Here is a 22157-nt window from a genome sequence, read left to right on the forward strand (position 1 = left end):
GCTATTGCCTGCGCCGATTGTCTCTCTATCTGTCTGATGGCCGCAGGAGGGAATGTGCCTTGGAATATCGTTTTCTGATCGTGGAAGACAGCTTGCTCGTCGCCATGGATATCGAGGACGCCGTTCACCGCAGTGGCCATGATGTCGTGGGCATTGCCCCGGATATGACCGTTGCCCTGAACTACACCCGGGAGACGGACATAGCCTTCGTCGATGTCAGGCTGGCGGACGGCGAGACCGGCCCCGAAATCGCAAAGACGCTTGCCGAGTTCGGCATCGTCGTCATCATGATCACCGGCAATCCGGGTCTTGTGGCATCGGGTGTGTCCGGTGTCGTCGGTGTAATGGCAAAGCCGATGACGGACCAGGCGTCGATGGATCTCATCCAGTTTGCCGTCGACCGCAAGAACGGCCGGGCGGGAACGCCGCCGGCGCGGCTTCGCCTGTTTCACTGAAGCCGTCCCGGACGGCTGCAAACAGCTAACCCCAATGGCTATCCATTGAGGCCGCAAGAGGTTATGGGGAACACACCCAAGGCCACTGCGGAATCAGACATGCGTTATTTCATCACCGGAACGGCAGGTTTCATCGGCTTCCACGTTGCACGTCGTCTTTTGCAGGATGGCCATGAGGTCGTCGGCTTCGATGGGATGACGCCCTATTACAGCCTGCGTCTCAAGGAAGCTCGTGTCGCGGCTCTGGTCCAGTTTCCGCGCTTCCAGGCGGTCACGGCCATGCTCGAGGACAAGGCGGCGCTCGAAGACGCTGTGCGAAAATTCCAGCCGGATGTGATCGTCCATCTCGCAGCGCAGGCCGGTGTTCGTTACAGCCTGGAAAATCCAAAGGCTTATCTGGATTCCAACCTGACCGGCTCCTGGAATATTCTCGAAATTGCCCGCGAGCTGCAGGTCGGCCACCTGATGCTTGCCTCGACCTCATCAGTCTATGGCGCCAATGCCGTCGTGCCCTTCCGCGAAACGGACAAGACCGACGAGCCGCTGACCTTTTATGCCGCCAGCAAGAAGTCGATGGAGGTTATGGCGCATAGCTATGCCCATCTCTACAAGGTGCCGACCACCGCGTTCCGCTTCTTCACCGTCTATGGCCCCTGGGGCCGGCCGGACATGGCGCTCTTCAAATTCGTCAAGGCCATGCTGGATGGCGACGAGATCGAGATCTACGGCGAAGGCAAGATGAGCCGGGATTTCACCTATATCGACGACCTCGTCGATTCGATCATCGATCTTTCGGCGATATCGCCGGCCGAAGCCAATCGCGCTGCCGGTGATATCGACTCGCTTTCACCGCAGGGGCCTTTCCGTGTCGTCAATATCGGCGGCGGCCAGCCGGTCGGCCTTCTCGATTTCGTCGAGACGATCGAGGCGATCATGGGCAAGCCTGCCCGGCGCAAGATGTTGCCGATGCAGAAGGGTGATGTGCCGCGCACCTTTGCGAGCCCCGATCTGCTTGTCGCGCTGACGGGCCGCAAGCCGTCGATCGAACTGCGCGAAGGCGTCCGCGCTTTTGTGGACTGGTATGTCTCGCATCGCGGCGAGATCGAATAACGCGTCTCTCACGTGCTTTTGCCAAAAAGAAAGGCCGCCCGAGGGCGGCCTTGTTTGTTTATCGCATCCACTGCGAACGTTCGACTGCCTTAGAGCAGGAAGTCGTTGGCGGTCAGCGTAATCGCCTTGGTGAGGTGGATTGCGAAGTCGGCCTTGCCGTCGCCGTTCAGGTCGCCGTAGATATCGACGCCGCCACCGGCAGCCTTTTCGTAGCGCAGTTCGCCGGCATGCTTGCCGAAGTCGTCAGAGCCGATGAAGGTGAAGGCCTGGTTGCCGGCCTTCTTGGTGCTGGCGTCGATGGCCGACAGGTCGATCTTGTCGGAATGGCTGAAGTCGGTGATCGTGTCACGGCCCGAAGCAGCAACCGTGGAGTCGAGCTTCGAGGTAAAGACAAACGTGTCCTTGCCAGCGCCGCCGGTGAGGGTGTCGGCGCCCGAACCGCCATAGAGACGGTCGTCGCCGGCGCCGCCGTTCAGCGTGTCGTTGCCAGCTTCGCCATAAAGCTTGTCATTGCCGGCTTCGCCGTAGAGAGCGTCGTTGCCCGTACCGCCCTTGAGGACGTCGTTGCCCGTGCCGCCCTTCAGCTTGTCATTGCCGTTCTGGCCATAGAGCTTGTCATCGCCGGAGCCGCCGACGAGCGTGTCGTTGCCGTTGCCGCCATAGATGATGTCGTTGCCGCCATTGCCCCAGAGGCTGTCATTGCCATTGCCGCCGGAGAAGCGGTCATTGTGGTCGTAACCCTTGAAGACGTCGTTGCCGGTGCTGCCGACGAAGTTCAGCGAATCGCTCTCGAGGTAGGAGAGCAGGTCATCGACGCTGTGGGCAGTAACCTGGCCACGGATCGTTTCAGCCGTCGTGCTGTCGGTGATGTTGAGGCCGCTGATCGACAGTTCGGTCGTCTGCGTGAAGGTGCGCGTTGCGGTGTCGAGCGCGGTGCCGGTGCCGAAGGTGACGGCGTCCAGCGAGCCCGAAACGGTATGCGTCGTCAGGCTGTAGGACCAAGGTGCGCTGCTCAGTGCGGTGAAGACGACGCTGTTGCTGGAAGCGTCGGACGCCAGATACTGGGCGCCGGAAATGCCGTTGGCAGCCGAAAACTGGCCGCGGCCGGTAGCAACGAAGGTCGCTTCGAAATTGTCGAGATAGGAAAGCAGGTTAACGCCGGTGCCGTCATTGTTGACGTCGGTCGCGGTGATGGTGATCGCCATTGATGAAACTCCCTAGAGACGAGGCTTGCGCAGCAGCGTTATTTTAACATGATGTAAAGCGTCAAGTTTAATAATCAGAAAGATGATTATTTTTATCAAGTTGAACAAAAGGTGATGCCGAAAGGCATTTCTTTGTTAGAAAACATGAAAATGATGAGGCGCGACGATAGCGCCTGGCCACGATGTATTCGGCGGCAGCCGAGCACGGTGAAGCATCAGCTTAAACTGGGCTTCTTTATCTCTTGCATTTTAATATCGGAGATTTTGAAGAGGATGGCGGACAGAGAGGGATTCGAACCCTCGATACGCTTTCACGTATACACGCGTTCCAGGCGTGCGCCTTCAACCACTCGGCCACCTGTCCTTGCATCAAGGGCTGCGTGCCTAGAGAGGCGAAGCAGCGGTCGGCGCGATATATACCGATCGCTTCTTCCGGATCAACCCGAATCTGTAGGAAATTTGACATAGTTCGCAATCAGTTGCTTGCCGTTGCCAAGCCTGGGGTGAGGAACTAATGATTTATGGGTGGCAAGCGGTCTGCGAAAGGCCGCTTGGAGAGGTGGCCGACCATGGCAGTTCTGCGGTTTTTATTGCATTTCATCAGCCTTCTGGCGCTGGTCGCGGCAATCGTTGCCGGCACGCTTGATGCCATCCAGTCCGTCTCCTCTTCGGATGTCGTGATGACCAGTCTCGGCAATGCCTGGCTCAACTTCGATCCGGAAGGTCTGACACTGGCGGAAATGTCTGCCGATACCTATATTGGCACAGACATATGGCGGCCCTATGTGGCGCCGATGCTGGCCCAGCCCGCTTTCGCGATCTTTCTGGTGCTGGCACTGGTTTTCTGGATTGCCGGCTATAGCAGGCCCCGTTCCGAACGGTTCCTGGCCTAGCGGTAAAAAACGGTCGCCAAGCTTTGGAGGCAAACATGTTCCTGACAGACATATTCAACAAGAAGACCGTCATGCCCTCCGCCGATACGGCGTTGCCAGGGCGCTCCATGCCGCTCGATACGGCCGAGATCCATTTCGTCAGCGGCCGGCCGCTGAAGGAGCCTTATCCGGAAGGGCTGGAAACCGCCTATTTCGGCATGGGTTGCTTCTGGGGCGCCGAACGGCTGTTCTGGAAGATCCCCGGCGTCTATGTGACGTCAGTCGGTTATTCCGGCGGCGTCACGCCGAACCCGACCTATCACGAAACGACGACCGGTCTCACCGGCCATGCCGAAATCGTCAAGGTCGTGTTCGATCCGTCGATCGTCTCCTATTCCCAACTCCTGAAGACCTTCTTCGAGGAGCATGATCCGACGCAGGGCATGCGACAGGGCAACGATATCGGCACGACCTACCGCTCGGCCATTTATACCGTGAACGCGAAGCAGGAAGACGAGGCCCGGCAGGTGCGTGACAACTTCCAGGCGGCGCTCGACAAGGCCGGGCGCAAGACGCCGATCACCACCGAAATCGCACCGATCGGCGATTTTTATTATGCCGAGGATTACCATCAGCAGTATCTCGCCAAGAATCCCGGCGGCTATTGCGGGTTGCGGGGAACGGGCGTCAGCTGCGCGATCGGCTGATGGATCAGATGACAGCTTAAAATTGCTTCAGGGCGCCGCGGATTTCATCAGGTCCGCGGCGTTTTTGTTCAAGCGATGGGCAGGTTTGCGGGAGGTCCGGGATGGGCCTGTGGTTTTTTACCAATTGAAAAAAATCTCGTGAAATTTCCGACAACCCATGCAAGAGTGCGGCCAGCCAAGCCTTCTAAAGAGGGGGGCAGGTGACCGCAGGAAGAACCATCGAATTCATGGCTCTGCGGGAGGACCTAACTTAAAAAAAACAGGGCTGAATCATGAAAAGAACCGTTTTGAGCCTTCTCGCTCTGGCCGCCATGTCGGCCACCGCACTGGCCGCCGAAGTCAAGCCGGCACTGGTCTACGGGACCGGCGGCAAGTTCGACAAATCCTTCAACGAAGCCGCTTATGCCGGCGCCGAGAAGTTCAAGAAGGAAACCGGTACCGATTACCGTGACTTCGAGCCGAAGGACGATACGCAGGGCGAGCAGGCGATCCGCAACTTTGCCAGCCGCGGTTACAATCCGGTCGTCGCCGTCTCCTTCGCCTGGACCTCGGCCATGGAAAAGGTCGCTGCCGAATTCCCGGAAACGAAGTTCGTCATCGTCGATTCCGTCGTTGACCTGAAGAATGTCCGCTCTGTCCTCTACAAGGAAGAAGAAGGCTCGTACCTCGTTGGCGTTCTCGCCGGCATGGCCTCCAAGACCGGCAAGGTCGGCTTCATCGGCGGCATGGACATTCCGCTGATCCGCAAGTTCGGCTGCGGCTACGTTCAGGGCGTCAAGTCGGTCAAGAAGGACGACCAGGTCTTCCAGAACATGACCGGCACGACCGGCGCTGCATGGAACGATCCGGTGCGTGGTGGCGAGCTGACGAAGAACCAGATCGACCAGGGCGCGGATGTTGTTTACGCGGCGGCCGGTGCGACTGGCCTCGGCGTGCTGCAGACCGCAGCCGACAACAAGAAGTTGTCGATCGGCGTCGATTCCAACCAGAACCATCTGCATCCGGGTTCAGTTCTGACCTCGATGGTCAAGCGCGTCGATCTCGCCGTCTACAACGCCTACAAGGATCTGAAGGACGACAAGTTCACCGCCGGTATCCAGACGCTCGGCGTCAAGGAAGATGGCGTTTCGGCTGCCATGGACGACAACAACAAGTCGCTGATCACCCCGGAAATGAAGGCTGCCGTCGAAAAGGCCAAGGCTGACATCGTTGCCGGCACGATCAAGGTGCATGACTACACGACGGACAACGCCTGCCCGATGTAAGTCTGTGATCCGAAGGGCGCATGGCGATCAGGTCGCCATGCGCCCTTTTTTCATATACAGCGACGCGCGAAAGACGCTGTAGCACTTCAGATCTGCTGACTGGTCCCTCGACTGGGGTTGGCCGGCAGTTGGAAAGGCGGACCATTGAGCCTCGATCCTTCGAAGGAGCCCGCAATCGAGCTTGTCGGCATCGACAAGAAATTCGGTTCGGTGCATGCGAACAAGAATATCAATCTGACGGTAGCCAAGGGTTCGATCCACGGCATTATCGGCGAGAACGGTGCTGGAAAATCGACGCTGATGTCGATCCTCTACGGCTTTTATCAGGCCGACCAGGGCGAGATCCGCATTTCCGGCAGACCGACCGCCATCCATGATAGCCAGGCGGCGATCGCGGCCGGCATCGGCATGGTCCACCAGCATTTCATGCTGGTCGAGGATTTTACCGTGCTGGAAAACGTCATGCTCGGCGCCGAGGGTGGACAGCTGCTCGCCAAGGGCGTTGCCAGCGCCCGCAAGGAATTGAAGCGGCTGGAAACCGATTACGGCCTCGAAGTCGATCCCGATGCTGTGATCGAGGAACTGCCGGTCGGCAGCCAGCAGCGCGTGGAAATCCTCAAAGCCCTTTATCGCGGCGCCGATATCCTCATTCTCGATGAGCCGACCGGTGTCTTGACCCCGGCCGAAGCCGATCACCTGTTCAAGGTTCTGAGCGTGCTGCGCGACCAGGGCAAGACGATCATCCTCATCACCCACAAGCTGCGCGAGATCCTGGCGATCACCGATACGGTCTCCGTCATGCGCCGCGGCGAAATGGTCGCCACCCGCAAGACGTCCGAAACCACGGCCGAGGAACTGGCCGAGCTGATGGTCGGCCGCCGCGTGCTTCTGCGCGTCGAAAAGGGCGAGCCGAAGCCCGGCCGCGTCCTGCTTTCGGTGCGCAACCTGACCGTCAAGGACGGCCGCGGCGTCACCATGGTCGATGACGTTTCCTTCGACGTCCGCGCTGGCGAGATCGTCGGCATAGCCGGTGTTGCCGGCAACGGCCAATCCGAGCTGCTCGAAGCGATCGCCGGCATCCGCAAGCCGGCCTCCGGCGAAATCTTCATGGATGGCCAGCCGATCGCCGGTTACGATCCGGCCCGGCTCCGCAAGCTAGGCCTCGCCCATATCCCCGAAGACCGCCATCATATGGGCCTCGTGCTGAAATTCGAGGAATATGAGAACGCGGCCCTCGGTTATCACCGCGACGAACGGTATGGCCGCGGCGGGATGCTGGACCTGAAGGCGATGCGCGCCGAAGCCGAAGCGATGATCGCCAAATACGACATCCGCCCGCCGAACGCCCGGCTGCGCACCGCCAATTTCTCCGGCGGCAACCAGCAGAAGATCGTCGTTGCGCGCGAGATCGAGCGCGATCCGACCACGCTGATCATCGGCCAGCCGACCCGCGGCGTCGATATCGGCGCCATCGAATTCATCCACCGCCGCATCATCGACATGCGTGATGCCGGCAAGGCCGTGCTTCTGGTCTCGGTCGAGCTCGACGAGATCCGTTCGCTGTCGGACCGCATCCTCGTCATGTTCGCCGGCAAGATCGTCGGCGAGAAATCGAGCGACGCCGGTGAACAGACTTTGGGCCTGATGATGGCCGGGATTGCCGCATGAGATCAGGATATTCGATCCGCATGGAGTTTTGCCGCTTGCCGCTCGCAACGATCAACGCCGTGAATGCGGCAACGGACATGGAGGCCGGCGCATGAACACCGCATCCGTACCGCTTCCCGCCTGGATCAATTACGGCGTCATTCCGCTCCTGAACCTGCTGCTCGCCTTCTTCTTCTCCGGCCTCGTCGTCTGGGCGATCGGTGAGAACCCGTTCGACGCGCTGCAACTTCTGCTGATCGGCGCGCTTGGTCGCGGCGAAGGCATCGGTTTCACACTGTTTTATACGACGAGCTTCATCTTCACCGGCCTGTCGGTCGCGGTCGCCATCCATGCCGGCCTGTTCAATATCGGCTCTGAAGGTCAGGCCTACCTCGGCGGTCTCGGCGCCGCGCTGGTGGCGCTGGCGCTCGACCGTTACGTGCCCTGGTATGTGACGATGCCTTTTGCCGTCATTGGCGCGGCCCTTTTCGGCGCCGCCTGTGCCGCCGTGCCGGCCTGGCTACAGGCCAAGCGCGGCAGCCATGTCGTCATCACCACGATCATGTTCAACTTCATCACCTCGTCGCTGATGAACTATCTGCTCGTCAGGGTGCTGATCGTGCCCGGCAAGATGGCGCCGGAATCACGCACCTTCCTGCCCGGTGGCCAGCTGCAGAAGCTTGATTGGCTGATCTCCATGTTCGGCGGCAAGCTCGGCGCCGCGCCGCTCAACTTCTCCTTCCTGATCGCGCTCGTCATGTGCTTTCTGGTCTGGGTTCTCATCTGGCGCACGAAACTCGGTTATGAGATGCGCACGCTCGGCATCAGCCCGACCGCGGCAAGTTATGCCGGCATTCCCTATGCAAAGACCGTCATGATCACCATGCTGATCTCCGGCGGCCTTGCCGGCATGATGGCGCTGAACCCGGTCATGGGCGCTTCCGCCCGTCTGCAGATCGAATTCGTCGGCGGTGCCGGCTTTGTTGGCATCGCCGTGTCGCTGATGGGCCGCAACCATCCGGCCGGCATCGTGCTGTCGGCGCTTCTCTTCGGCATTCTTTATCAGGGTGGCGCAGAGCTTTCCTTCGACATGCCGAATATCACGCGGGACATGATCGTCGTCATCCAGGGCATGGTCATCCTGTTCGCCGGCGCTCTCGAATATATGTTGCGCCCGGCGATCGTCCGCGCCTACCAGAAGATCGGCGGGAAATAGGCCATGGATTATTTCGATATCTTCGTCAGCATCATGGGTTCGGCGATCCGCCTTTCGATCCCGCTTCTGTTTACAGCACTTGCAGGCCTGTTTTCCGAACGGGCCGGCATCTTCGACATCGGCCTTGAAGGCAAGATGTTGGCATCGGCCTTCGCCGCCGCCTGCGTCGCCTATTGGACCGGCAATGCCTGGGCAGGCCTCGGCGCCGGCATCGGCACGGCCATCCTCTTCTCGCTCCTGCACGGCTTTGCCTCGATCACCAATCGCGGCAACCAGATCGTCTCCGGCGTGGCGCTCAATTTCGTCGCGGCAGGCCTCACGATCGTGCTTGGTACGGCCTGGTTCCAGCAGGGCGGTCGTACCGGTCAGGTGCCTCCGTCTGGTCGCTTCTCGGCGATCACCCTTCCGGGTGCCGATCTCGTGCGCGAGGTGCCGATCATTGGCCCGCTCTACGCCAATGTTGTTTCCGGCAACAACCTTCTCACCTATATCGCCTTCCTGATGGTGCCGCTCTCCTGGTGGGTTCTCTATCGCACCCGCTTCGGCCTGCGCCTGCGCGCCGTCGGCGAAAATCCAGGTGCGGTTGATACGGCCGGCATTTCGGTGACCTGGCTGCGGTATCGGGCGCTGATCGTCACCGGTTTCCTCGCAGGTTTCGCCGGCACCTATCTGTCGATCGCCCAGTCCGCCGCCTTCATCAACAACATGTCGGCCGGCAAGGGTTATATCGCGCTCGCAGCCCTGATCTTCGCCAAGTGGAAGCCGGTGCCGGTCATGTTCGCCTGCCTGCTCTTCGGTTTCCTTGATGCCTTTGCAAACTTCATGCAGGGCAAGTCCTTGCCGCTGATCGGCGAAGTGCCGGTGCAGATCTTTCAGGCGCTGCCCTATATCCTCACCTGCGTGCTGCTTGCAGGCTTCATCGGCGTCGCCCGTCCGCCCAAGGCCGGCGGCGTGCCCTATACGAAGGAACGTTGAACCATGTCTCACGAACTTTTCGAAGCCGCACGCGATGCCATGAGCAAGGCCCATGCGCCCTATTCGAAATTCCCGGTCGGCGTCGCCATCCGCGCCGAGGACGGAAAGGTCTATCTCGGCGCCAATATCGAGAACCTGTCCTTCCCTCAGGGCTGGTGCGCGGAGCCGACGGCAATCGGCGCCATGATCATGGGCGGTGCCAAGAAGATCGTCGAACTGGCGGTGATTGCCGAAAAGCTGCCGCTCTGCACGCCCTGCGGCGGCTGCCGCCAAAAAATCTCGGAATTCGCCTCGGCCGATACCCGCATCCATCTCTGTGATGATCTCGGCGTCCAGAAGACGGTGACCATGGCCGAACTTTTGCCCTACGCCTTCGAGACGGATGTGATCGGATGAAGAACGTCATCGACTTGCTGGTCGAAAGGCTGGATGGGCTGGTGCCGCGTTACGCCATCGTGCTCGGCTCCGGCCTCGGCTCGCTGGTCGATGAGGTTTCGGACCAGATCCGCATTTCCTATGCCGATCTTCCCGGTTTCCCGAAAAGCGGCGTCACTGGCCATGCGGGAGAACTTGTCGCCGGTTATCTCGGCCGCGAGCCCGTCATCATGCTTTCCGGCCGCGCCCATTATTACGAGAAGGGTGATGCCAAGGCGATGCGTTTCCCTATCGAGGTTCTGAAGGGCCTCGGCGTCACGGCGCTGATCCTGACGAATTCCGCCGGCTCCGTCCGCGAGGACATGCCACCCGGTTCGGTGATGCAGATTGCCGACCATATCAACTATTCCGGCATGAACCCGCTGATCGGCGAGGAGGGCGACGGCCGCTTCGTTGGCATGACCAGCGCCTATGATCCGGAAATCGCCCTTGCCATGCGCAATGCTGCCATCCGCAGCGCCATCCCGCTCTTCTCCGGCACCTATATGTGGTTCTCCGGCCCGAGCTTCGAAACGCCGGCGGAAATCCGCATGGCGCGCATTCTCGGCGCCGATGCCGTCGGCATGTCGACCGTGCCGGAAGTCATCCTCGCACGCTATTTTGGTCTCAAGGTCGCCGCCGCCTCGGTCATCACCAATTACGGCGCCGGAATGACCGGCCAGGAGCTGAGTCACGAGGAAACCAAGGACATGGCGCCTGTCGGAGGCCAGCGTCTGGCCACCATCCTGCAGGAAATGTTCTCGAAATTACCCTGACTTTTCATCGTCTTGCCGCATTTGCCGCACCACCCCCGGCAATCGACGGGTTGCATCTAATCGTTTCAACGATAAATATGGCGGCTCTTTTTGAGGGAGGCAGACCATGGAACTCCAGAGCCCGCGCGAAGTCGCATTCTTCGCGTTGTCACTTCTCGACCTGACCAATCTGCGTGACGATTGCGACAATGCCGCGATCGAAAACCTGTGCCTGCGTGCCCAGACGTCTTATGGCAATACCGCCGCCATCTGCATCTGGCCGCGTTTTGTCGCCCATGCCCGCGCCATCCTCGGTGAAGGTCACGCCGTGCGTATTGCGACCGTTGTCAACTTCCCGTCCGGCGATCTTCCCGTCGCAACGGTGGTGGAAGAAACTGCAAAGGCGGTGGCTGACGGCGCCGACGAGATCGACCTCGTCATTCCCTATCGCAAGCTGATTGCCGGTGACGAAGCCGCCGTGACCGAAATGGTCGAGGCCGTCCGTGCCGCTTGCCCGAATGCATGTCTCAAGGTCATCCTTGAAACCGGCGAGTTGAAGGATGCGGCCCTCGTTCGGCGCGGCTCCGAGCTTGCGATTGCGGCCGGCGCCGATTTCATCAAGACCTCGACCGGCAAGGTCGGCGTCAACGCGACACTCGAGGCAGCCGACCTGATGTTGCAGGCCATCCGCGATTCCAAGAAGCGCGTCGGCTTCAAGCCGGCCGGCGGCATCGGCACGGTTGCGGATGCAGACCTCTATCTGCGCCTTGCTGAAACCATCATGGGCCCGAATTGGATCATGCCTTCGACCTTCCGGTTCGGCGCATCGAGCCTGCTCGACGATATTTTGGGTGTTCTCGGCGGCGCTCCCTCGGCCCGCGCCTCGGCCGGTTACTGAGCCTTGATTCCGCCCATGATCCCGCAAGAGATCATCCGCCGCAAGCGCGACGGCGAAACCCTCGAGGCGGATGATATCTCGGATTTCATCGCAGCGCTGGCGAAGGATGAGATTTCCGAAGGCCAGGCGGCCGCTTTCGCGATGGCCGTCTACTTTCAAGGCATGTCCCGAGATGAGACGGTGGCGCTGACGCTTGCCATGCGGGATTCGGGCCTTGTCCTGAATTGGAACGATATCGGCCGTCCGGTCGCCGACAAGCATTCGACCGGCGGCGTCGGCGACAATGTCTCGCTGATGCTGGCACCGATTGCTGCGGCCTGCGGCCTTGCCGTGCCGATGATTTCCGGCCGTGGCCTTGGCCACACGGGCGGCACGCTGGACAAGCTGCAGTCCGTCCCCGGCTATGACATCATGCCGGATGAGGCAAAATTCCGCAAAGTGGTGGCCGAAGCCGGCTGTGCCATTGTGGGGCAGACCGCGGAGCTGGCGCCCGCCGACCGCCGCCTCTACGCCATCCGCGACGTGACGGCTACCGTCGAATCCGTGCCGCTGATCACCGCCTCGATCCTCTCGAAGAAGCTCGCGGCCGGTTTGCAAAGCCTCGTCCTAGACGTGAAGGTCGGCAATGGCTCCTTCATGAAAGAGCCGGCAGAGGCGGAAACGCTGGCCCGCTCGCTTGTCGAAGTGGCGAACGGGGCAGGGCTAGAAACCGTCGCGTTGATGACCGACATGAACCAGCCGCTGGCGGATGCCGCCGGTAATGCGCTCGAGATCGAAAACTGCCTCGCCTTCCTGAGCGGCGAAAAGACCGGCACGCGATTGGAGACGGTCGTTCTGGCGGAAGCCGCCGAAATGCTGCTTGCGGCCGGTGTTGCCGCCAATCATGATGCGGCAATCGCGATGGCCCGGCAGGCCTTGGCATCCGGCAAGGCGACGGAGCATTTTTCCCGCATGGTGCATGCGCTCGGCGGTCCCGCCGATTTTTGCGAGCGGCGACAAGCCTATCTGCCTGTCGCGCCGGAAATCCGACCTGTCGTTGCCGACCGTGCCGGCTATCTGTCGAGCTGCGAAACCCGCGCGCTCGGCATGGCGGTTGTCGAGCTTGGCGGAGGCCGCCGCCGCGCCAGCGATCCAATCGATCATCGCGTCGGTATCGACAGGATCTTGGCCCTCGGCACCAAGATCGAGAAGGGCGACGTGATTGCCCGGATCCATGCGTCGACACCGTCTGATGCTGAAAGCGCAATGGCTGCCGTCGCGGCCTGTTATTCGATTTCGGATGAAGAGCCGGCAAAATCGCCTGTCATCATCGGCCGGATCGGCTGATTGGCCCTGCCGAGCGCCTATTGCGATAGCGTCAGGGCGCCGTCCTGCACCTGGTAGGATTTCAGCTTCTGCAGAAAGGTCATGCCGACCAGCGTGTTGGAAAGCGCATTGTCGCGCAGCACGAAGGCGTCGACATCGCGTACCCGGATACTGCCGATCTCGATCCGGTCGAGGATCACCTTTGCGCCCTGCGTGGTGCCGTTCGCCGTATTGATCGTATAGCGGAAATCGAGACCATTGCCGCCGAAGCCGAGCCGCCTTGCCGTGCTTTCGTTGATTGCGACCAGTGAGGCGCCGGTATCGATCAGGCCATCCACCGGCTTGCCATTGATCTTGAAACTGCCGTTGAAATGGCCCCTTGCGTCACCCGCGAGCCTGACCCGGCCGGAGGGGAGCGCGACGGGCTGCGGTTTTGCATCCTGCTGTCCGGTATCCGTCACGACCGGCTGGGGAGCCGGCGGACTGACCAGATGGACGATCGCCGGAATCTGCGTTGCGGCAACAGCCACGACGCTTGCGAAAATGACGGTGCGCAGAAGCATGAATGTCCTTTGCCACGAAGGCGGCTACAGCATGTCTCCCGAAAGTGGTCTCCGGTTTCGGGAGAAAGACATGCGCAAAAGCAAAGAACTAAAGTGCAGGGAGCGAATCTGAAAGATCGCGATGCACTTTAGTCGATCTCGCCATCATGACAGAAAACGGCCCGTGAATGGTTTCACGGGCCGCCAAGCTTCAAAACGCGGTAAGCAAAGGATGAACGGGCTTATTTCGTACCATACATGCGGTCACCGGCGTCGCCGAGACCCGGGACGATATAGCCCTTTTCATTGAGATGGCTGTCGATCGACGCCGTGTAGATCTTCACGTCCGGGTGGGCTTCCTGGAAATTGCGGATGCCTTCCGGTGCCGCCAGGAGGCAGAGGAAACGGATGTTTTTCGCACCCCGTTCCTTGAGCTTGTGGACGGCGGCGATCGAGGAATTGCCGGTTGCCAGCATCGGATCGACGACGATCAGCAGGCGCTCGTCGAGATCGTCAGGCGCCTTGAAATAATATTCGACCGGCTGCAGCGTGTCGTGGTCGCGATAGAGGCCGATATGCGAGACGCGGGCCGAGGGCACCAGTTCCAGCATGCCTTCCAGAAGGCCGTTGCCGGCACGCAGGATCGAGACGAAGACCAGCTTCTTGCCTTCGACGATCGGTGCCTTCATTTCGACAAGCGGCGTCTCGATGGTTTCGAGCGTCAGCTCGAGATCGCGGGTTACCTCGTAGCAGAGCAGCATGGAGATCTCGCGCAGCAACCGGCGGAAACCGGCCGTCGAGGTTTCCTTCTTGCGCATGATCGTCAGCTTGTGCTGCACCAGCGGGTGATCGATGACGTTGACGCCGTCCATGTGCTTCCCTCTTTGTTGTTCGTCTCTTCATTCAGGAAAACGGCGGATTTCGCAAGCCGTGAGCGCTTTTCGCACCGTTATCCCCAATCAGGCAGTCGCTGCAGCATCCAGCCGCGCAAGCAGGGCGCCACGGGTTGCCTCATCGACAAAGGCCGCCTCTATCGCCGTGCGCGTCATGCCGTTGATCTCCGCATCGGAGAAACCCATGACCGAGGATGCGATCTCGTATTCCTGCATCAGTGAGGTATTGAAGAAGGGCGGGTCGTCGGAATTCAGGCAGACCCGAACGCCGGCAGCCTTCAGCGCCCGCAGCGAATGGCTGTCGAAATCCGGAAAGACCTTGAGCGCGATGTTCGAGCCGGGGCAGACTTCCAGCACCGTGCCGAGTTCCACCAGCCGCTCGACCAGAGCCGGGTCCTCGATCGCCCGCACACCGTGGCCGATGCGGGATGGGTGGACGAGATCAAGCGCATCGGAAACGCTGAAGGCGCCACAGACCTCGCCGGCATGAATGGTCAGGCCAAGGCCCGCATCACGGGCGATATCGAAGGCACGGGCGTAATCGGCGACGCGGCCCATACGTTCCTCACCGGCCATGTTGAAGCCAGTCACCAGCGGGTTTTTCGCCCGCTTGGCATAGTCTGCAGCGGCAATGACGCTGTCCGGTCCGAAATGGCGTTCGCCGGTGACGATGATCCGCGCCTCTATGCCGGTCTTTTCGCGCGCGGCATGAATACCATCGCAGATGCCGGCGAGATAGGCATCCGCACCCAGCCCGATCCGGTCGCCATGGTCGGGAGAGACGATGATCTCGCTATAGATCGTGTTATAGCCCGCGAGCTCGCCGAGATAGGTTTCCGTCAGCAGCGCATAATCGTCCGCAGTGCGAAACAGCGCCGCGACAGCGTCGTAGCAGACCAGGAATTCGGAAAAGTCGGACCATTCGTAGCCATCGGCATCGAGCAGATGGCTGATGTCGAGACCGTATTTCGCCGCCTGCGCCTGCGCGAGCGAAGGCGGCGTGGCGCCTTCGATGTGGCAATGGATCTCGGCTTTCAGGAGATGTGCGGTCAAAGGAAACTCCATCCGTGTTTGCCCGAGGGAATACCGAGATGTGCAGCGATCGTTTCGCCGATATCGGCATAGGTGGGACGAAGACCGACGGGCCGTGCCCTGACCCCCGGCCCGAAGGCCATGATCGGCACCCGTTCGCGGGTATGATCGGTTCCGCGCCAGGTCGGATCGCAGCCATGGTCAGCCGTCAGAAGCACGAGATCACCGGGCTTCATGCGTCGATGCACATCCGGCAGGCTGCGGTCGAAGGCTTCGAGCGCCGCCGCATAACCGGCGACATCGCGGCGGTGACCGTAGATCATGTCGAAATCGACGAAATTGGTGAAGACGAGATCGCCATCCTCGGCCTCGTTCATCGCCTTGAGCGTCGCGTCCATCAGAGCCGAATTGCCATTTGCCTTAATGACGCGGGTCACGCCCTGATGTGCGAAAATATCGCCGATCTTGCCGACCGCATGGACTTTTCGGCCTGCGGAAACAAGGCGGTCGAGCAGCGTCGGTTCCGGCGGCAGGACGGAGAAATCGCGACGGTTGCCGGTGCGCTCAAAGGTTTCCGGCGTTTCACCGACAAAGGGTCTGGCGATCACCCGGCCGATATTCAGCGGATCGAGTAGCGTCCGAACGGTTTGGCAGAGCTTGATCAACCGGTCCAGCCCGAAATGCGTCTCATGCGCTGCGATCTGGAAGACGGAATCGCTCGATGTGTAGCAGATCGGCTTGCCGGTCCTGATATGCTCTTCGCCGAGCTTGGCGATGATCTCGGTGCCGGAGGCATGGCAATTGCCGAGAATGCCCGGAACCTCTCCCTGCTCGCAGATTGCTTCGACGAGTTCCGCCGGAAAGGCATCGCCGTCGCTCGGAAAGTAGCCCCAGTCGAATTTCACGGGCGTGCCGGCAATCTCCCAATGCCCCGAGGGCGTGTCCTTGCCACGCGAGATCTCGTTGGCGGCGCCGAACAGGCCAAAGACCCGATCCGGTCGCGGCATGCCGAGCGGATAGTCGCCGCTTGCAAGCTTGGCGATTTCGAGCAGGCCGAGCGAGGACATGTTCGGCAGGTTGAGCGGGCCTTCCCGCAATCCCGCACGGTCGGCCGCACCGGCGGCACAGAATTCGGCGATATGGCCCAAAGTATTGGCGCCGAGATCCCCATATTCCTGCGCATCCGCGGCACCGCCGACGCCGAAGGAATCAAGAACGAAGAGGAAGGCGCGCGCCATCGGTCACCCGGAGGTTGGAGTATCGGTCACGGCACACGTGTCGTGCCCGCGTGAATCGCGATACATATAGTTGCCGGATGAAATTGGCAAAGGGCGAAGGAGAAGGCTAGCAGCCGCTGCAGCTGATGCTCGATCCGACGCGCTGGCGATAAAAATACTGGCGGCTGATCGTGACAGTCTGAAGCTTGCTCGGCAGCAGGCCAGGCATGACCATCAGCAATGTATGATTGACCGAGATTTCGGCGCGGACGACAAACGTACTCGCCGAGCGCATGTCGGTCGGTACATTGACCGCGGAGCCGACAGCATAAGGCCGTCCGTTGGATTGATCCCAGGACCATGCCACCGTCGGATTGCCGCTGGAATCAATCGTGACACCAGTGACCTTGATCAGCAGGTTTTCCGCTATGTAAGGCGCAAACAGGCTGGCGGTCACATCCTTCATCGTTGAAAGCCAGGTCGGAGTGACAGCCGTCTGCTGTGTTACAAGGTCGGCAATTGTGCTTGCGCTGCGTGTTGTGCGCTTGGAGATGCTGAGACCGATCGTCAGCTCGAAGGCGGTGATATAGAGGCAAAGCAGCAGCGGTGCGATCAATGCGAATTCGACCGCGCCAACACCTCTGCGATCGCGCAGAAGCTCGCCGAGCCTTGACAGGATGCCGCTACCGATCCCCTTCGCCACCCTCTTCCGCATCACGGATAATCCTCGTTCTGGAACGTGGCGGTCTCGACGATCAGGAAATAGTTCGGACGCGACCCATCGGCAGGCCGGACATTGGTGATGTAGGGGCGAATGAGATCCGTGACCGTGTCCCATTTATAATAGGCGCGCAGCATGTTGATCGTTTTCGGGCCACCCGGCGAAAAGCCGAAGGTTGCCGTGTTGAGCTCACCATACGTGCTGTTGCCGGTCCGAGGCACTGTGGTCGGAATAGCCGAAAAACTCGTGAAACTGCGTACGTCGAGCCAGAGCTTGTTCGGGGTGGCGACTTCATCGGCGCTGCACTGGATGAGGATCGAGACTTCGTTGCAGAAGGCCTGTCGGAACTTGCTCCGGTCCATATCCGTGGCTGGCCGACTGAGATTATAGGTGATGTTGCCAGTTCGCAGCTTGCGCGCCATCGTGTCGACAGCATTGCTGACCAGCTGTTCACCGGTGAAGGCAATGAAGGTTTCAAGGATCGCAAAGATTACAACAAAATAGGGAATCGCGAGCAGTGCAAATTCGATTGCTGCCGCGCCGTCCTTCGAACGGAACAGATCTCGCCACAAGCCACGCCTTTTCGGGCGTGTTGCCGCATCGGTTATGAGGTCGTGACGTTCCTGACGCATCGTTCCATTCCGGGATCGGATGAGCGTCGGATCGTAGAAAGGGATTATTGATATTCCGTTGCGGCAGGCGCCGGGATTTTAACAACCTGTGCCGATCAGGGCGAGGTACCGCTGGTCGCACTGCTGCTGCCGCTGTTCGCGAACTTTGCATGCTGCTCGCAATTCGGCGTGCAGGAAAGCACGGAACGATCCGTCTGGCGGTAAACGCGCACCGTATTGCCTTCGTCGATCGACACGAGAACACGCTCATCGGCGATCGCATTGCCCTCTGCATCGAGGAGGACGAGATTTGTCGTGCCGAAGCTGCGGCCGGTGATCACGATCGTCGTCGGATCGGCGACGGTTGCATCGGCAACGTCGGAATTGCCGACGATGACCTTGGCGGCCGGCCGGTCCAGTTTCAGGACGCGCGCGTGATTCATGAAGACCCGCAACAGGCCATCATCTTCAGCCTGCGCGCTTCCGCATGACAGAATCCCGCATACGCACGCGAGTGCAATGGACAGACTGCGCAACAGCATAGGGTGGCCTCAATGGATCGTCTTGGGCGTCAAGGATGCCCGTGAATGGTGAATGAAATCTTAAGTGATACAGGGTCATACTCTGATTTGGAGTTGCTTAACCTTTGATAAAAGCCAGCTTCGGACCCTATTTCCTTATAATCCATTTGATGTAATTCTGCTCAATGTGATGATTTATCATTTATATTAGGGAAATAATCCCATCCGGACAGCTGCATAAAATGCGACCGGTCTTATTTGCGGGCTATTTACCAAAGAGCCCGCATTTGCTCCGTTAACCCTTTGGAAAGGGTCTTTCTTAAGCCGATGGCAATCGTCCGCCCCTAGATTGGCTCTCAACCGAACAGCGGAAACAGTTGTCGGGAAATGCTGAACCCAAGTGGAGTAGGAGAGTCCCATGTCCAAGATTTTTGCACGTTTCATCAAGGATGAGTCCGGCGCGACCGCCATCGAATATGGCCTTATCGCAGCTCTCATCTCTGTTGCGCTGATCGCTGGTGCGACCACGCTCGGCGGCGCGCTGAACACGCAGTTCGTCAACATCTCGAAGAAGCTGAACTGCGGCACCGGTACCGCAGCCTGCTGATAGCTTATGGGCTGCGATGCAGCAGCCTTGCCAAGCTTGAAATTTCAGATCGAGAGCCTCCTACGGGTGGCTCTCGATCCTGATTCGACGGTTAAGCTTCGAAAACAGGTGAATCATGGCTGATGTGGTTGTCGCTGTCTTGATTTTTTCAGTGCTGCCTCTTGCGCTGGCATTTGCTGCGCTGAGCGACCTGTGGACGATGACCATCCCAAACTTCATCTCTGCCGTGGCGATCGTCGCTTTTTTGTTGCTCGCCCCACTATCCGGTCTTGCCTGGCCAGTGATCGGCATGAGCCTGGCAGCCGCCCTTCTGGTTTTTATCGTCTGCTTTGGGCTGTTCGCATTCCGCATCATGGGCGGGGGAGATGCCAAGCTCCTCACAGCAACGGCTCTGTGGTTCGGTTACGATCCGTCGCTTCTCGTCTTCCTTGTCACCGTTGCCTATGTGGGCGGCGCGCTGACGCTGATCATGCTGTTGCTGCGCACCCAGGCCAATTCGGCCATGGCGATAGGTATTAGGTTGCCCGCCTCGCTTTCCACGGAGAAGAAGATCCCTTACGGCATCGCAATCGCGATCGGCGGGTTCATGACGCTTCAGCAGGCACCGATCTTCCTCGCGGCAATGCAAACACTCAGATAGTAAATCTCGCCTCCGTCGCGGAAAGATTGCGTTAACTGAGATTGTAAGCAACTCATTAACCTTAATTATACCATTGCCGGCCCATTCTCCCTGGAGATTTAGATTCCCTCGGGGACGGTAATGAAGCCCGCACGCATAATGATTCTCGCAGTCGCAGTTGTGGCAGCAGGCCTTGCAGGTCTGCTGGCAATGCGTCTGACTGGCCAGAAGCCGCAGAATCTCGTCGAGACCATCGTCCAGAAGGAACCGACGACCAAGGTTCTCGTATCGGCAGAAAATCTGCCGGTCGGCAGTCGCCTCAACGACAAATCGATCGAATGGATGGACTGGCCGAAGGGTGGCGTCGCCGAAGGCTTCATCACCTCCGAAAGCCGGCCGGATGCCCTGACGGAGATTGCCGGCTCGGTTGTGCGCCTGCCGATCTTCAAGGGCGAGCCGATCCGCGCCGAGAAGATCGCCGATTCTTCCAGCCGTATCATGTCCTCGCTGCTGCCGTCCGGAAAGCGGGCGGTTGCGACTGAGATTTCGGTTGCGACCGGTGCGGGCGGTTTTGTCCTGCCGAACGACCGTGTCGATGTGATCATGGTGCGCCAGAGCAAGGATAGCGGCACCTTCATCACCGAGAACGTCCTCAACAATGTTCGCGTTCTCGCGATCGACCAGCAGATCCAGGAGGCCCCCGATGGCTCCAAGTCGGTGGTTGGCACGACAGCGACGCTCGAACTCACGCCGGACCAGACGAAGGTTTTCGCTGTCGCACAGCAGATGGCCGAGCGGCTGACGCTTGCCCTGCGCTCGGTAGCGGATGCGCGTGAGCCCGACACGGCTGCTGCGGACTATCTGCTTCAGGGCGGCGGCAAGGCAGAGGTTCAACTGATCAAATCGGGGTCGATCGTCAAGACCTCGACCTCGCAGCAGGCGAAATGAACGGAGCGGGCCAATGAGCAGTTTCAAAGCTAAAATTCGCAGCTCTGCCGCCGCCGGAATGGCATTCTGCATGGCGGTTTCTGGGTTTCCGATCGGTTTTGCATCGGTCGAATTCGGTGTGACGGAAGTGTCTGCGGCAGATTCGAGCGTCGTGCGCATTACTGATGCCGGCCCGGGCGTCAAACGCCGGCTCTCGCTTGGTCTCAACAAGGCGCTGGTCGTGGATCTGCCTGCCGATGCCCATGACATTCTTGTCGCCGATCCAGCGATGGCCGACGCGGTGACCCGCACCTCGCGCCGCATCTACCTGTTCGGCAAGACGGTCGGTCAGACGAATATCTTCGTATTCGGTGCCAATGGCGAGGAGATCGTCAGCCTCGACGTCGAGATCGAGCGTGACATTGCCGGCCTGCAGCAGAACCTCAAACGCTTCCTGCCGGATTCCGACGTCAAAGTGGAAATTATCTCCGACAACATCGTTCTGTCTGGAACGGTGCGCACACCGCAGGATTCGGCCCAGGCTGAAAAGCTTGCATCCGCCTTCCTGAAGGGTGGTGAGGCAACGACGCGCAACATCACAGCGCAAGGCAATAATGGTGATGCCTCCATCTTTGCTGAAAACCGCCAGACTTCCCAGATCGTCAATCTTTTGACGATTGAAGGCGAAGACCAGGTTACGCTGAAGGTCACCGTTGCCGAAGTCAGCCGCCAGGTTCTGAAGCAGCTCGGCTTCAACGGTTCGCTCAGCGGTAACAAGGGTTCGATCTCCTATTCCAATCCGTCGAACCTCGGCAATGCCGTCAGCACATTCGGCATGGGCAGCCTCACCGGATCGATCGGCGCGGCAAGTATCGCAACCTATATGAACGCCATGGAACAGGCCGGCGTCATGCGCACGCTCGCCGAACCGAGCCTGACCGCGATCTCCGGCCAGCAGGCGAAATTCTACGTCGGTGGCGAATATCGCCTCCCCGGGGAGCAGGAAGTCGATGTCGATCAGGATACCGGCCGCCCAACAGTGACGCGTACGGTCAACTCGGTCGACTACGGCATCCAGCTGAACTTCAAGCCTGTCGTGCTTTCGCCGGGCCGCATCAGCCTCAATATCGAGACCAACGTATCCGAGCCGACCTACGAAGGTTCGGCCAATACCGGCAACGGCTCGAGCCTGAGAATCCCGGGCAATACCTATCTGTCGATCCGCAAGCGCGAGGCTTCGACCACTGTCGAACTGCCCTCCGGCGGCTCGATCGTCATCGCCGGTCTGGTGCAGGACAATATCCGTCAGGCCATGTCCGGGCTGCCAGGCATTTCCAAGGTTCCGGTCTTCGGCACGCTGTTCCGCAGCAAGGATTTCATTCGCAACGAAACCGAGCTTGTGATCATCGCGACGCCTTATCTCGTCCGGCCTGTGGCCCGTAACGAGATTGCCCGCCCGGACGACAACTTCAATCCTGAAAACGATGCAGCCAGCTTCTTCCTGAATCGCGTCAACAAGATCTACGGCCGCAAGGAGCAGGCCGACGCGGCTCCGGGCCAATATCATGGCGCAGTCGGTTTCATCTACAAGTGAGCGGGGACCGGACATGACGATCACAATCACCCCTCTCTCGGCCCTGAAG

Annotated in this window: 24 protein-coding genes and 1 tRNA gene; 16 read left to right on the forward strand and 9 right to left on the reverse strand. The window is 59.8% G+C overall.

Annotated elements, in window-relative coordinates; genetic code table 11:
- The first annotated feature begins 59 nt into the window (after positions 1-59).
- Together FHW37_RS16585 and FHW37_RS16590 are read left to right on the forward strand one after the other, a co-directional pair.
- The gene (locus FHW37_RS16585) at positions 60-455 is read left to right on the forward strand and encodes a response regulator (protein WP_145638345.1); all 396 of its coding nucleotides are present in this window, start codon (positions 60-62) and stop codon (positions 453-455) included.
- 99 nt (positions 456-554) lie between these two features.
- The gene (locus FHW37_RS16590) at positions 555-1565 is read left to right on the forward strand and encodes an NAD-dependent epimerase/dehydratase family protein (RefSeq protein ID WP_145638346.1); all 1011 of its coding nucleotides are present in this window, start codon (positions 555-557) and stop codon (positions 1563-1565) included.
- Positions 1566-1654: 89 nt separating this feature from the next.
- On the opposite strand, the gene FHW37_RS34495 is transcribed toward FHW37_RS16590, so the two are convergent.
- Positions 1655-2770, reverse strand: coding sequence for a calcium-binding protein (locus tag FHW37_RS34495; RefSeq protein WP_145638348.1), 1116 nt, complete (start codon positions 2768-2770; stop codon positions 1655-1657).
- A 274-nt stretch (positions 2771-3044) separates the two neighbouring features.
- A tRNA-Ser gene (locus FHW37_RS16600) sits at positions 3045-3134 on the reverse strand.
- Between the two features lie 214 nt (positions 3135-3348).
- Between FHW37_RS16600 and FHW37_RS16605 the strand changes: the two genes are divergently transcribed.
- From FHW37_RS16605 to deoA, 10 genes are all read left to right on the forward strand, one after another.
- A complete protein-coding gene (locus tag FHW37_RS16605) occupies positions 3349-3663 on the forward strand; it encodes a hypothetical protein (protein ID WP_432442873.1) in 315 nt (104 codons plus the stop codon).
- 35 nt (positions 3664-3698) lie between these two features.
- Positions 3699-4349 carry a peptide-methionine (S)-S-oxide reductase MsrA gene (gene msrA / locus FHW37_RS16610; protein WP_145638350.1) on the forward strand — a complete coding sequence of 217 codons (651 nt, stop codon included), beginning with the start codon at positions 3699-3701 and terminating at the stop codon, positions 4347-4349.
- 272 nt (positions 4350-4621) lie between these two features.
- Positions 4622-5614: a BMP family lipoprotein gene (locus FHW37_RS16615; protein WP_145638352.1), complete on the forward strand. Its 993-nt coding sequence runs from the start codon at positions 4622-4624 to the stop codon at positions 5612-5614.
- A 144-nt stretch (positions 5615-5758) separates the two neighbouring features.
- Entirely contained in the window at positions 5759-7282 is a 1524-nt protein-coding gene (locus FHW37_RS16620) for an ABC transporter ATP-binding protein (RefSeq protein WP_145638354.1), read from the forward strand.
- A 91-nt stretch (positions 7283-7373) separates the two neighbouring features.
- On the forward strand, positions 7374-8477 hold the full coding sequence (locus FHW37_RS16625) for an ABC transporter permease (RefSeq protein ID WP_145638355.1): 1104 nt from the start codon (positions 7374-7376) through the stop codon (positions 8475-8477).
- Between the two features lie 3 nt (positions 8478-8480).
- Positions 8481-9452 (forward strand): ABC transporter permease, encoded by a 972-nt coding sequence (locus FHW37_RS16630; protein ID WP_145638357.1) that lies wholly within the window; start codon positions 8481-8483, stop codon positions 9450-9452.
- Positions 9453-9455: 3 nt separating this feature from the next.
- Positions 9456-9848, forward strand: coding sequence for a cytidine deaminase (locus tag FHW37_RS16635; protein ID WP_145638358.1), 393 nt, complete (start codon positions 9456-9458; stop codon positions 9846-9848).
- A complete protein-coding gene (locus FHW37_RS16640; RefSeq protein WP_145638360.1) occupies positions 9845-10642 on the forward strand; it encodes a purine-nucleoside phosphorylase in 798 nt (265 codons plus the stop codon). Before FHW37_RS16635 ends, FHW37_RS16640 begins: the two co-directional genes overlap by 4 nt.
- 106 nt (positions 10643-10748) lie before the next feature.
- The gene (deoC, locus tag FHW37_RS16645; protein WP_145638361.1) at positions 10749-11519 is read left to right on the forward strand and encodes a deoxyribose-phosphate aldolase; all 771 of its coding nucleotides are present in this window, start codon (positions 10749-10751) and stop codon (positions 11517-11519) included.
- Between the two features lie 15 nt (positions 11520-11534).
- Positions 11535-12845 carry a thymidine phosphorylase gene (gene deoA / locus FHW37_RS16650; RefSeq protein WP_145638363.1) on the forward strand — a complete coding sequence of 437 codons (1311 nt, stop codon included), beginning with the start codon at positions 11535-11537 and terminating at the stop codon, positions 12843-12845.
- Positions 12846-12862: 17 nt separating this feature from the next.
- On the opposite strand, the gene FHW37_RS16655 is transcribed toward deoA, so the two are convergent.
- The 7 genes from FHW37_RS16655 to FHW37_RS16685 all read right to left on the reverse strand — a co-directional run bounded on the left by FHW37_RS16655 (position 12863) and on the right by FHW37_RS16685 (position 18382).
- Positions 12863-13387 (reverse strand): TIGR02281 family clan AA aspartic protease, encoded by a 525-nt coding sequence (locus tag FHW37_RS16655; RefSeq protein WP_145638365.1) that lies wholly within the window; start codon positions 13385-13387, stop codon positions 12863-12865.
- 221 nt (positions 13388-13608) lie between these two features.
- On the reverse strand, positions 13609-14238 hold the full coding sequence (gene upp, locus FHW37_RS16660) for a uracil phosphoribosyltransferase (RefSeq protein ID WP_145638367.1): 630 nt from the start codon (positions 14236-14238) through the stop codon (positions 13609-13611).
- A gap of 87 nt (positions 14239-14325) precedes the next feature.
- Positions 14326-15312 (reverse strand): adenosine deaminase, encoded by a 987-nt coding sequence (locus tag FHW37_RS16665; protein WP_145638370.1) that lies wholly within the window; start codon positions 15310-15312, stop codon positions 14326-14328.
- Positions 15309-16529, reverse strand: coding sequence for a phosphopentomutase (locus FHW37_RS16670; protein WP_145638372.1), 1221 nt, complete (start codon positions 16527-16529; stop codon positions 15309-15311). Before FHW37_RS16670 ends, FHW37_RS16665 begins: the two co-directional genes overlap by 4 nt.
- A 106-nt stretch (positions 16530-16635) precedes the next feature.
- A complete protein-coding gene (locus FHW37_RS16675) occupies positions 16636-17223 on the reverse strand; it encodes a TadE/TadG family type IV pilus assembly protein (protein WP_145638374.1) in 588 nt (195 codons plus the stop codon).
- Positions 17223-17861 carry a TadE/TadG family type IV pilus assembly protein gene (locus tag FHW37_RS16680; protein WP_145638376.1) on the reverse strand — a complete coding sequence of 213 codons (639 nt, stop codon included), beginning with the start codon at positions 17859-17861 and terminating at the stop codon, positions 17223-17225. Before FHW37_RS16680 ends, FHW37_RS16675 begins: the two co-directional genes overlap by 1 nt.
- A 95-nt stretch (positions 17862-17956) precedes the next feature.
- On the reverse strand, positions 17957-18382 hold the full coding sequence (locus FHW37_RS16685) for a pilus assembly protein N-terminal domain-containing protein (protein ID WP_145638378.1): 426 nt from the start codon (positions 18380-18382) through the stop codon (positions 17957-17959).
- Between the two features lie 397 nt (positions 18383-18779).
- Here FHW37_RS16685 and FHW37_RS16690 point away from each other — a divergent pair, with 397 nt between their 5' ends.
- The 4 genes from FHW37_RS16690 (at position 18780) to FHW37_RS16705 (ending at position 22108) form a co-directional block, all read left to right on the forward strand.
- Positions 18780-18968, forward strand: coding sequence for a Flp family type IVb pilin (locus FHW37_RS16690; RefSeq protein ID WP_145638380.1), 189 nt, complete (start codon positions 18780-18782; stop codon positions 18966-18968).
- 115 nt (positions 18969-19083) lie between these two features.
- Positions 19084-19608, forward strand: coding sequence for an A24 family peptidase (locus tag FHW37_RS16695; RefSeq protein ID WP_145638382.1), 525 nt, complete (start codon positions 19084-19086; stop codon positions 19606-19608).
- Positions 19609-19728: 120 nt separating this feature from the next.
- Positions 19729-20535 (forward strand): Flp pilus assembly protein CpaB, encoded by an 807-nt coding sequence (gene cpaB / locus FHW37_RS16700; protein ID WP_145638384.1) that lies wholly within the window; start codon positions 19729-19731, stop codon positions 20533-20535.
- 13 nt (positions 20536-20548) lie between these two features.
- Positions 20549-22108, forward strand: coding sequence for a type II and III secretion system protein family protein (locus FHW37_RS16705; protein WP_145638385.1), 1560 nt, complete (start codon positions 20549-20551; stop codon positions 22106-22108).
- Positions 22109-22157: the final 49 nt, after the last annotated feature.

It is taken from the genome of Neorhizobium alkalisoli (assembly GCF_007829835.1).
Lineage (GTDB): Bacteria > Pseudomonadota > Alphaproteobacteria > Rhizobiales > Rhizobiaceae > Neorhizobium.

What these genes read in the sequence shown, in the direction of transcription:
- FHW37_RS16675 (WP_145638374.1), bottom strand. Translation starts at nt 17,223, where the DNA reads ATGCGGAAGAGGGTGGCGAAGGGGATCGGTAGCGGCATCCTGTCAAGG.
- FHW37_RS16695 (WP_145638382.1), top strand. Translation starts at nt 19,084, where the DNA reads ATGGCTGATGTGGTTGTCGCTGTCTTGATTTTTTCAGTGCTGCCTCTT.
- FHW37_RS16670 (WP_145638372.1), bottom strand. Translation starts at nt 16,529, where the DNA reads ATGGCGCGCGCCTTCCTCTTCGTTCTTGATTCCTTCGGCGTCGGCGGT.
- FHW37_RS16625 (WP_145638355.1), top strand. Translation starts at nt 7,374, where the DNA reads ATGAACACCGCATCCGTACCGCTTCCCGCCTGGATCAATTACGGCGTC.
- msrA (WP_145638350.1), top strand. Translation starts at nt 3,699, where the DNA reads ATGTTCCTGACAGACATATTCAACAAGAAGACCGTCATGCCCTCCGCC.
- FHW37_RS16655 (WP_145638365.1), bottom strand. Translation starts at nt 13,387, where the DNA reads ATGCTTCTGCGCACCGTCATTTTCGCAAGCGTCGTGGCTGTTGCCGCA.
- FHW37_RS16705 (WP_145638385.1), top strand. Translation starts at nt 20,549, where the DNA reads ATGAGCAGTTTCAAAGCTAAAATTCGCAGCTCTGCCGCCGCCGGAATG.
- deoA (WP_145638363.1), top strand. Translation starts at nt 11,535, where the DNA reads ATGATCCCGCAAGAGATCATCCGCCGCAAGCGCGACGGCGAAACCCTC.
- FHW37_RS16680 (WP_145638376.1), bottom strand. Translation starts at nt 17,861, where the DNA reads ATGCGTCAGGAACGTCACGACCTCATAACCGATGCGGCAACACGCCCG.
- cpaB (WP_145638384.1), top strand. Translation starts at nt 19,729, where the DNA reads ATGAAGCCCGCACGCATAATGATTCTCGCAGTCGCAGTTGTGGCAGCA.
- deoC (WP_145638361.1), top strand. Translation starts at nt 10,749, where the DNA reads ATGGAACTCCAGAGCCCGCGCGAAGTCGCATTCTTCGCGTTGTCACTT.
- FHW37_RS16630 (WP_145638357.1), top strand. Translation starts at nt 8,481, where the DNA reads ATGGATTATTTCGATATCTTCGTCAGCATCATGGGTTCGGCGATCCGC.
- FHW37_RS16690 (WP_145638380.1), top strand. Translation starts at nt 18,780, where the DNA reads ATGTCCAAGATTTTTGCACGTTTCATCAAGGATGAGTCCGGCGCGACC.
- FHW37_RS16685 (WP_145638378.1), bottom strand. Translation starts at nt 18,382, where the DNA reads ATGCTGTTGCGCAGTCTGTCCATTGCACTCGCGTGCGTATGCGGGATT.
- FHW37_RS16590 (WP_145638346.1), top strand. Translation starts at nt 555, where the DNA reads ATGCGTTATTTCATCACCGGAACGGCAGGTTTCATCGGCTTCCACGTT.
- FHW37_RS16615 (WP_145638352.1), top strand. Translation starts at nt 4,622, where the DNA reads ATGAAAAGAACCGTTTTGAGCCTTCTCGCTCTGGCCGCCATGTCGGCC.
- upp (WP_145638367.1), bottom strand. Translation starts at nt 14,238, where the DNA reads ATGGACGGCGTCAACGTCATCGATCACCCGCTGGTGCAGCACAAGCTG.
- FHW37_RS34495 (WP_145638348.1), bottom strand. Translation starts at nt 2,770, where the DNA reads ATGGCGATCACCATCACCGCGACCGACGTCAACAATGACGGCACCGGC.
- FHW37_RS16640 (WP_145638360.1), top strand. Translation starts at nt 9,845, where the DNA reads ATGAAGAACGTCATCGACTTGCTGGTCGAAAGGCTGGATGGGCTGGTG.
- FHW37_RS16635 (WP_145638358.1), top strand. Translation starts at nt 9,456, where the DNA reads ATGTCTCACGAACTTTTCGAAGCCGCACGCGATGCCATGAGCAAGGCC.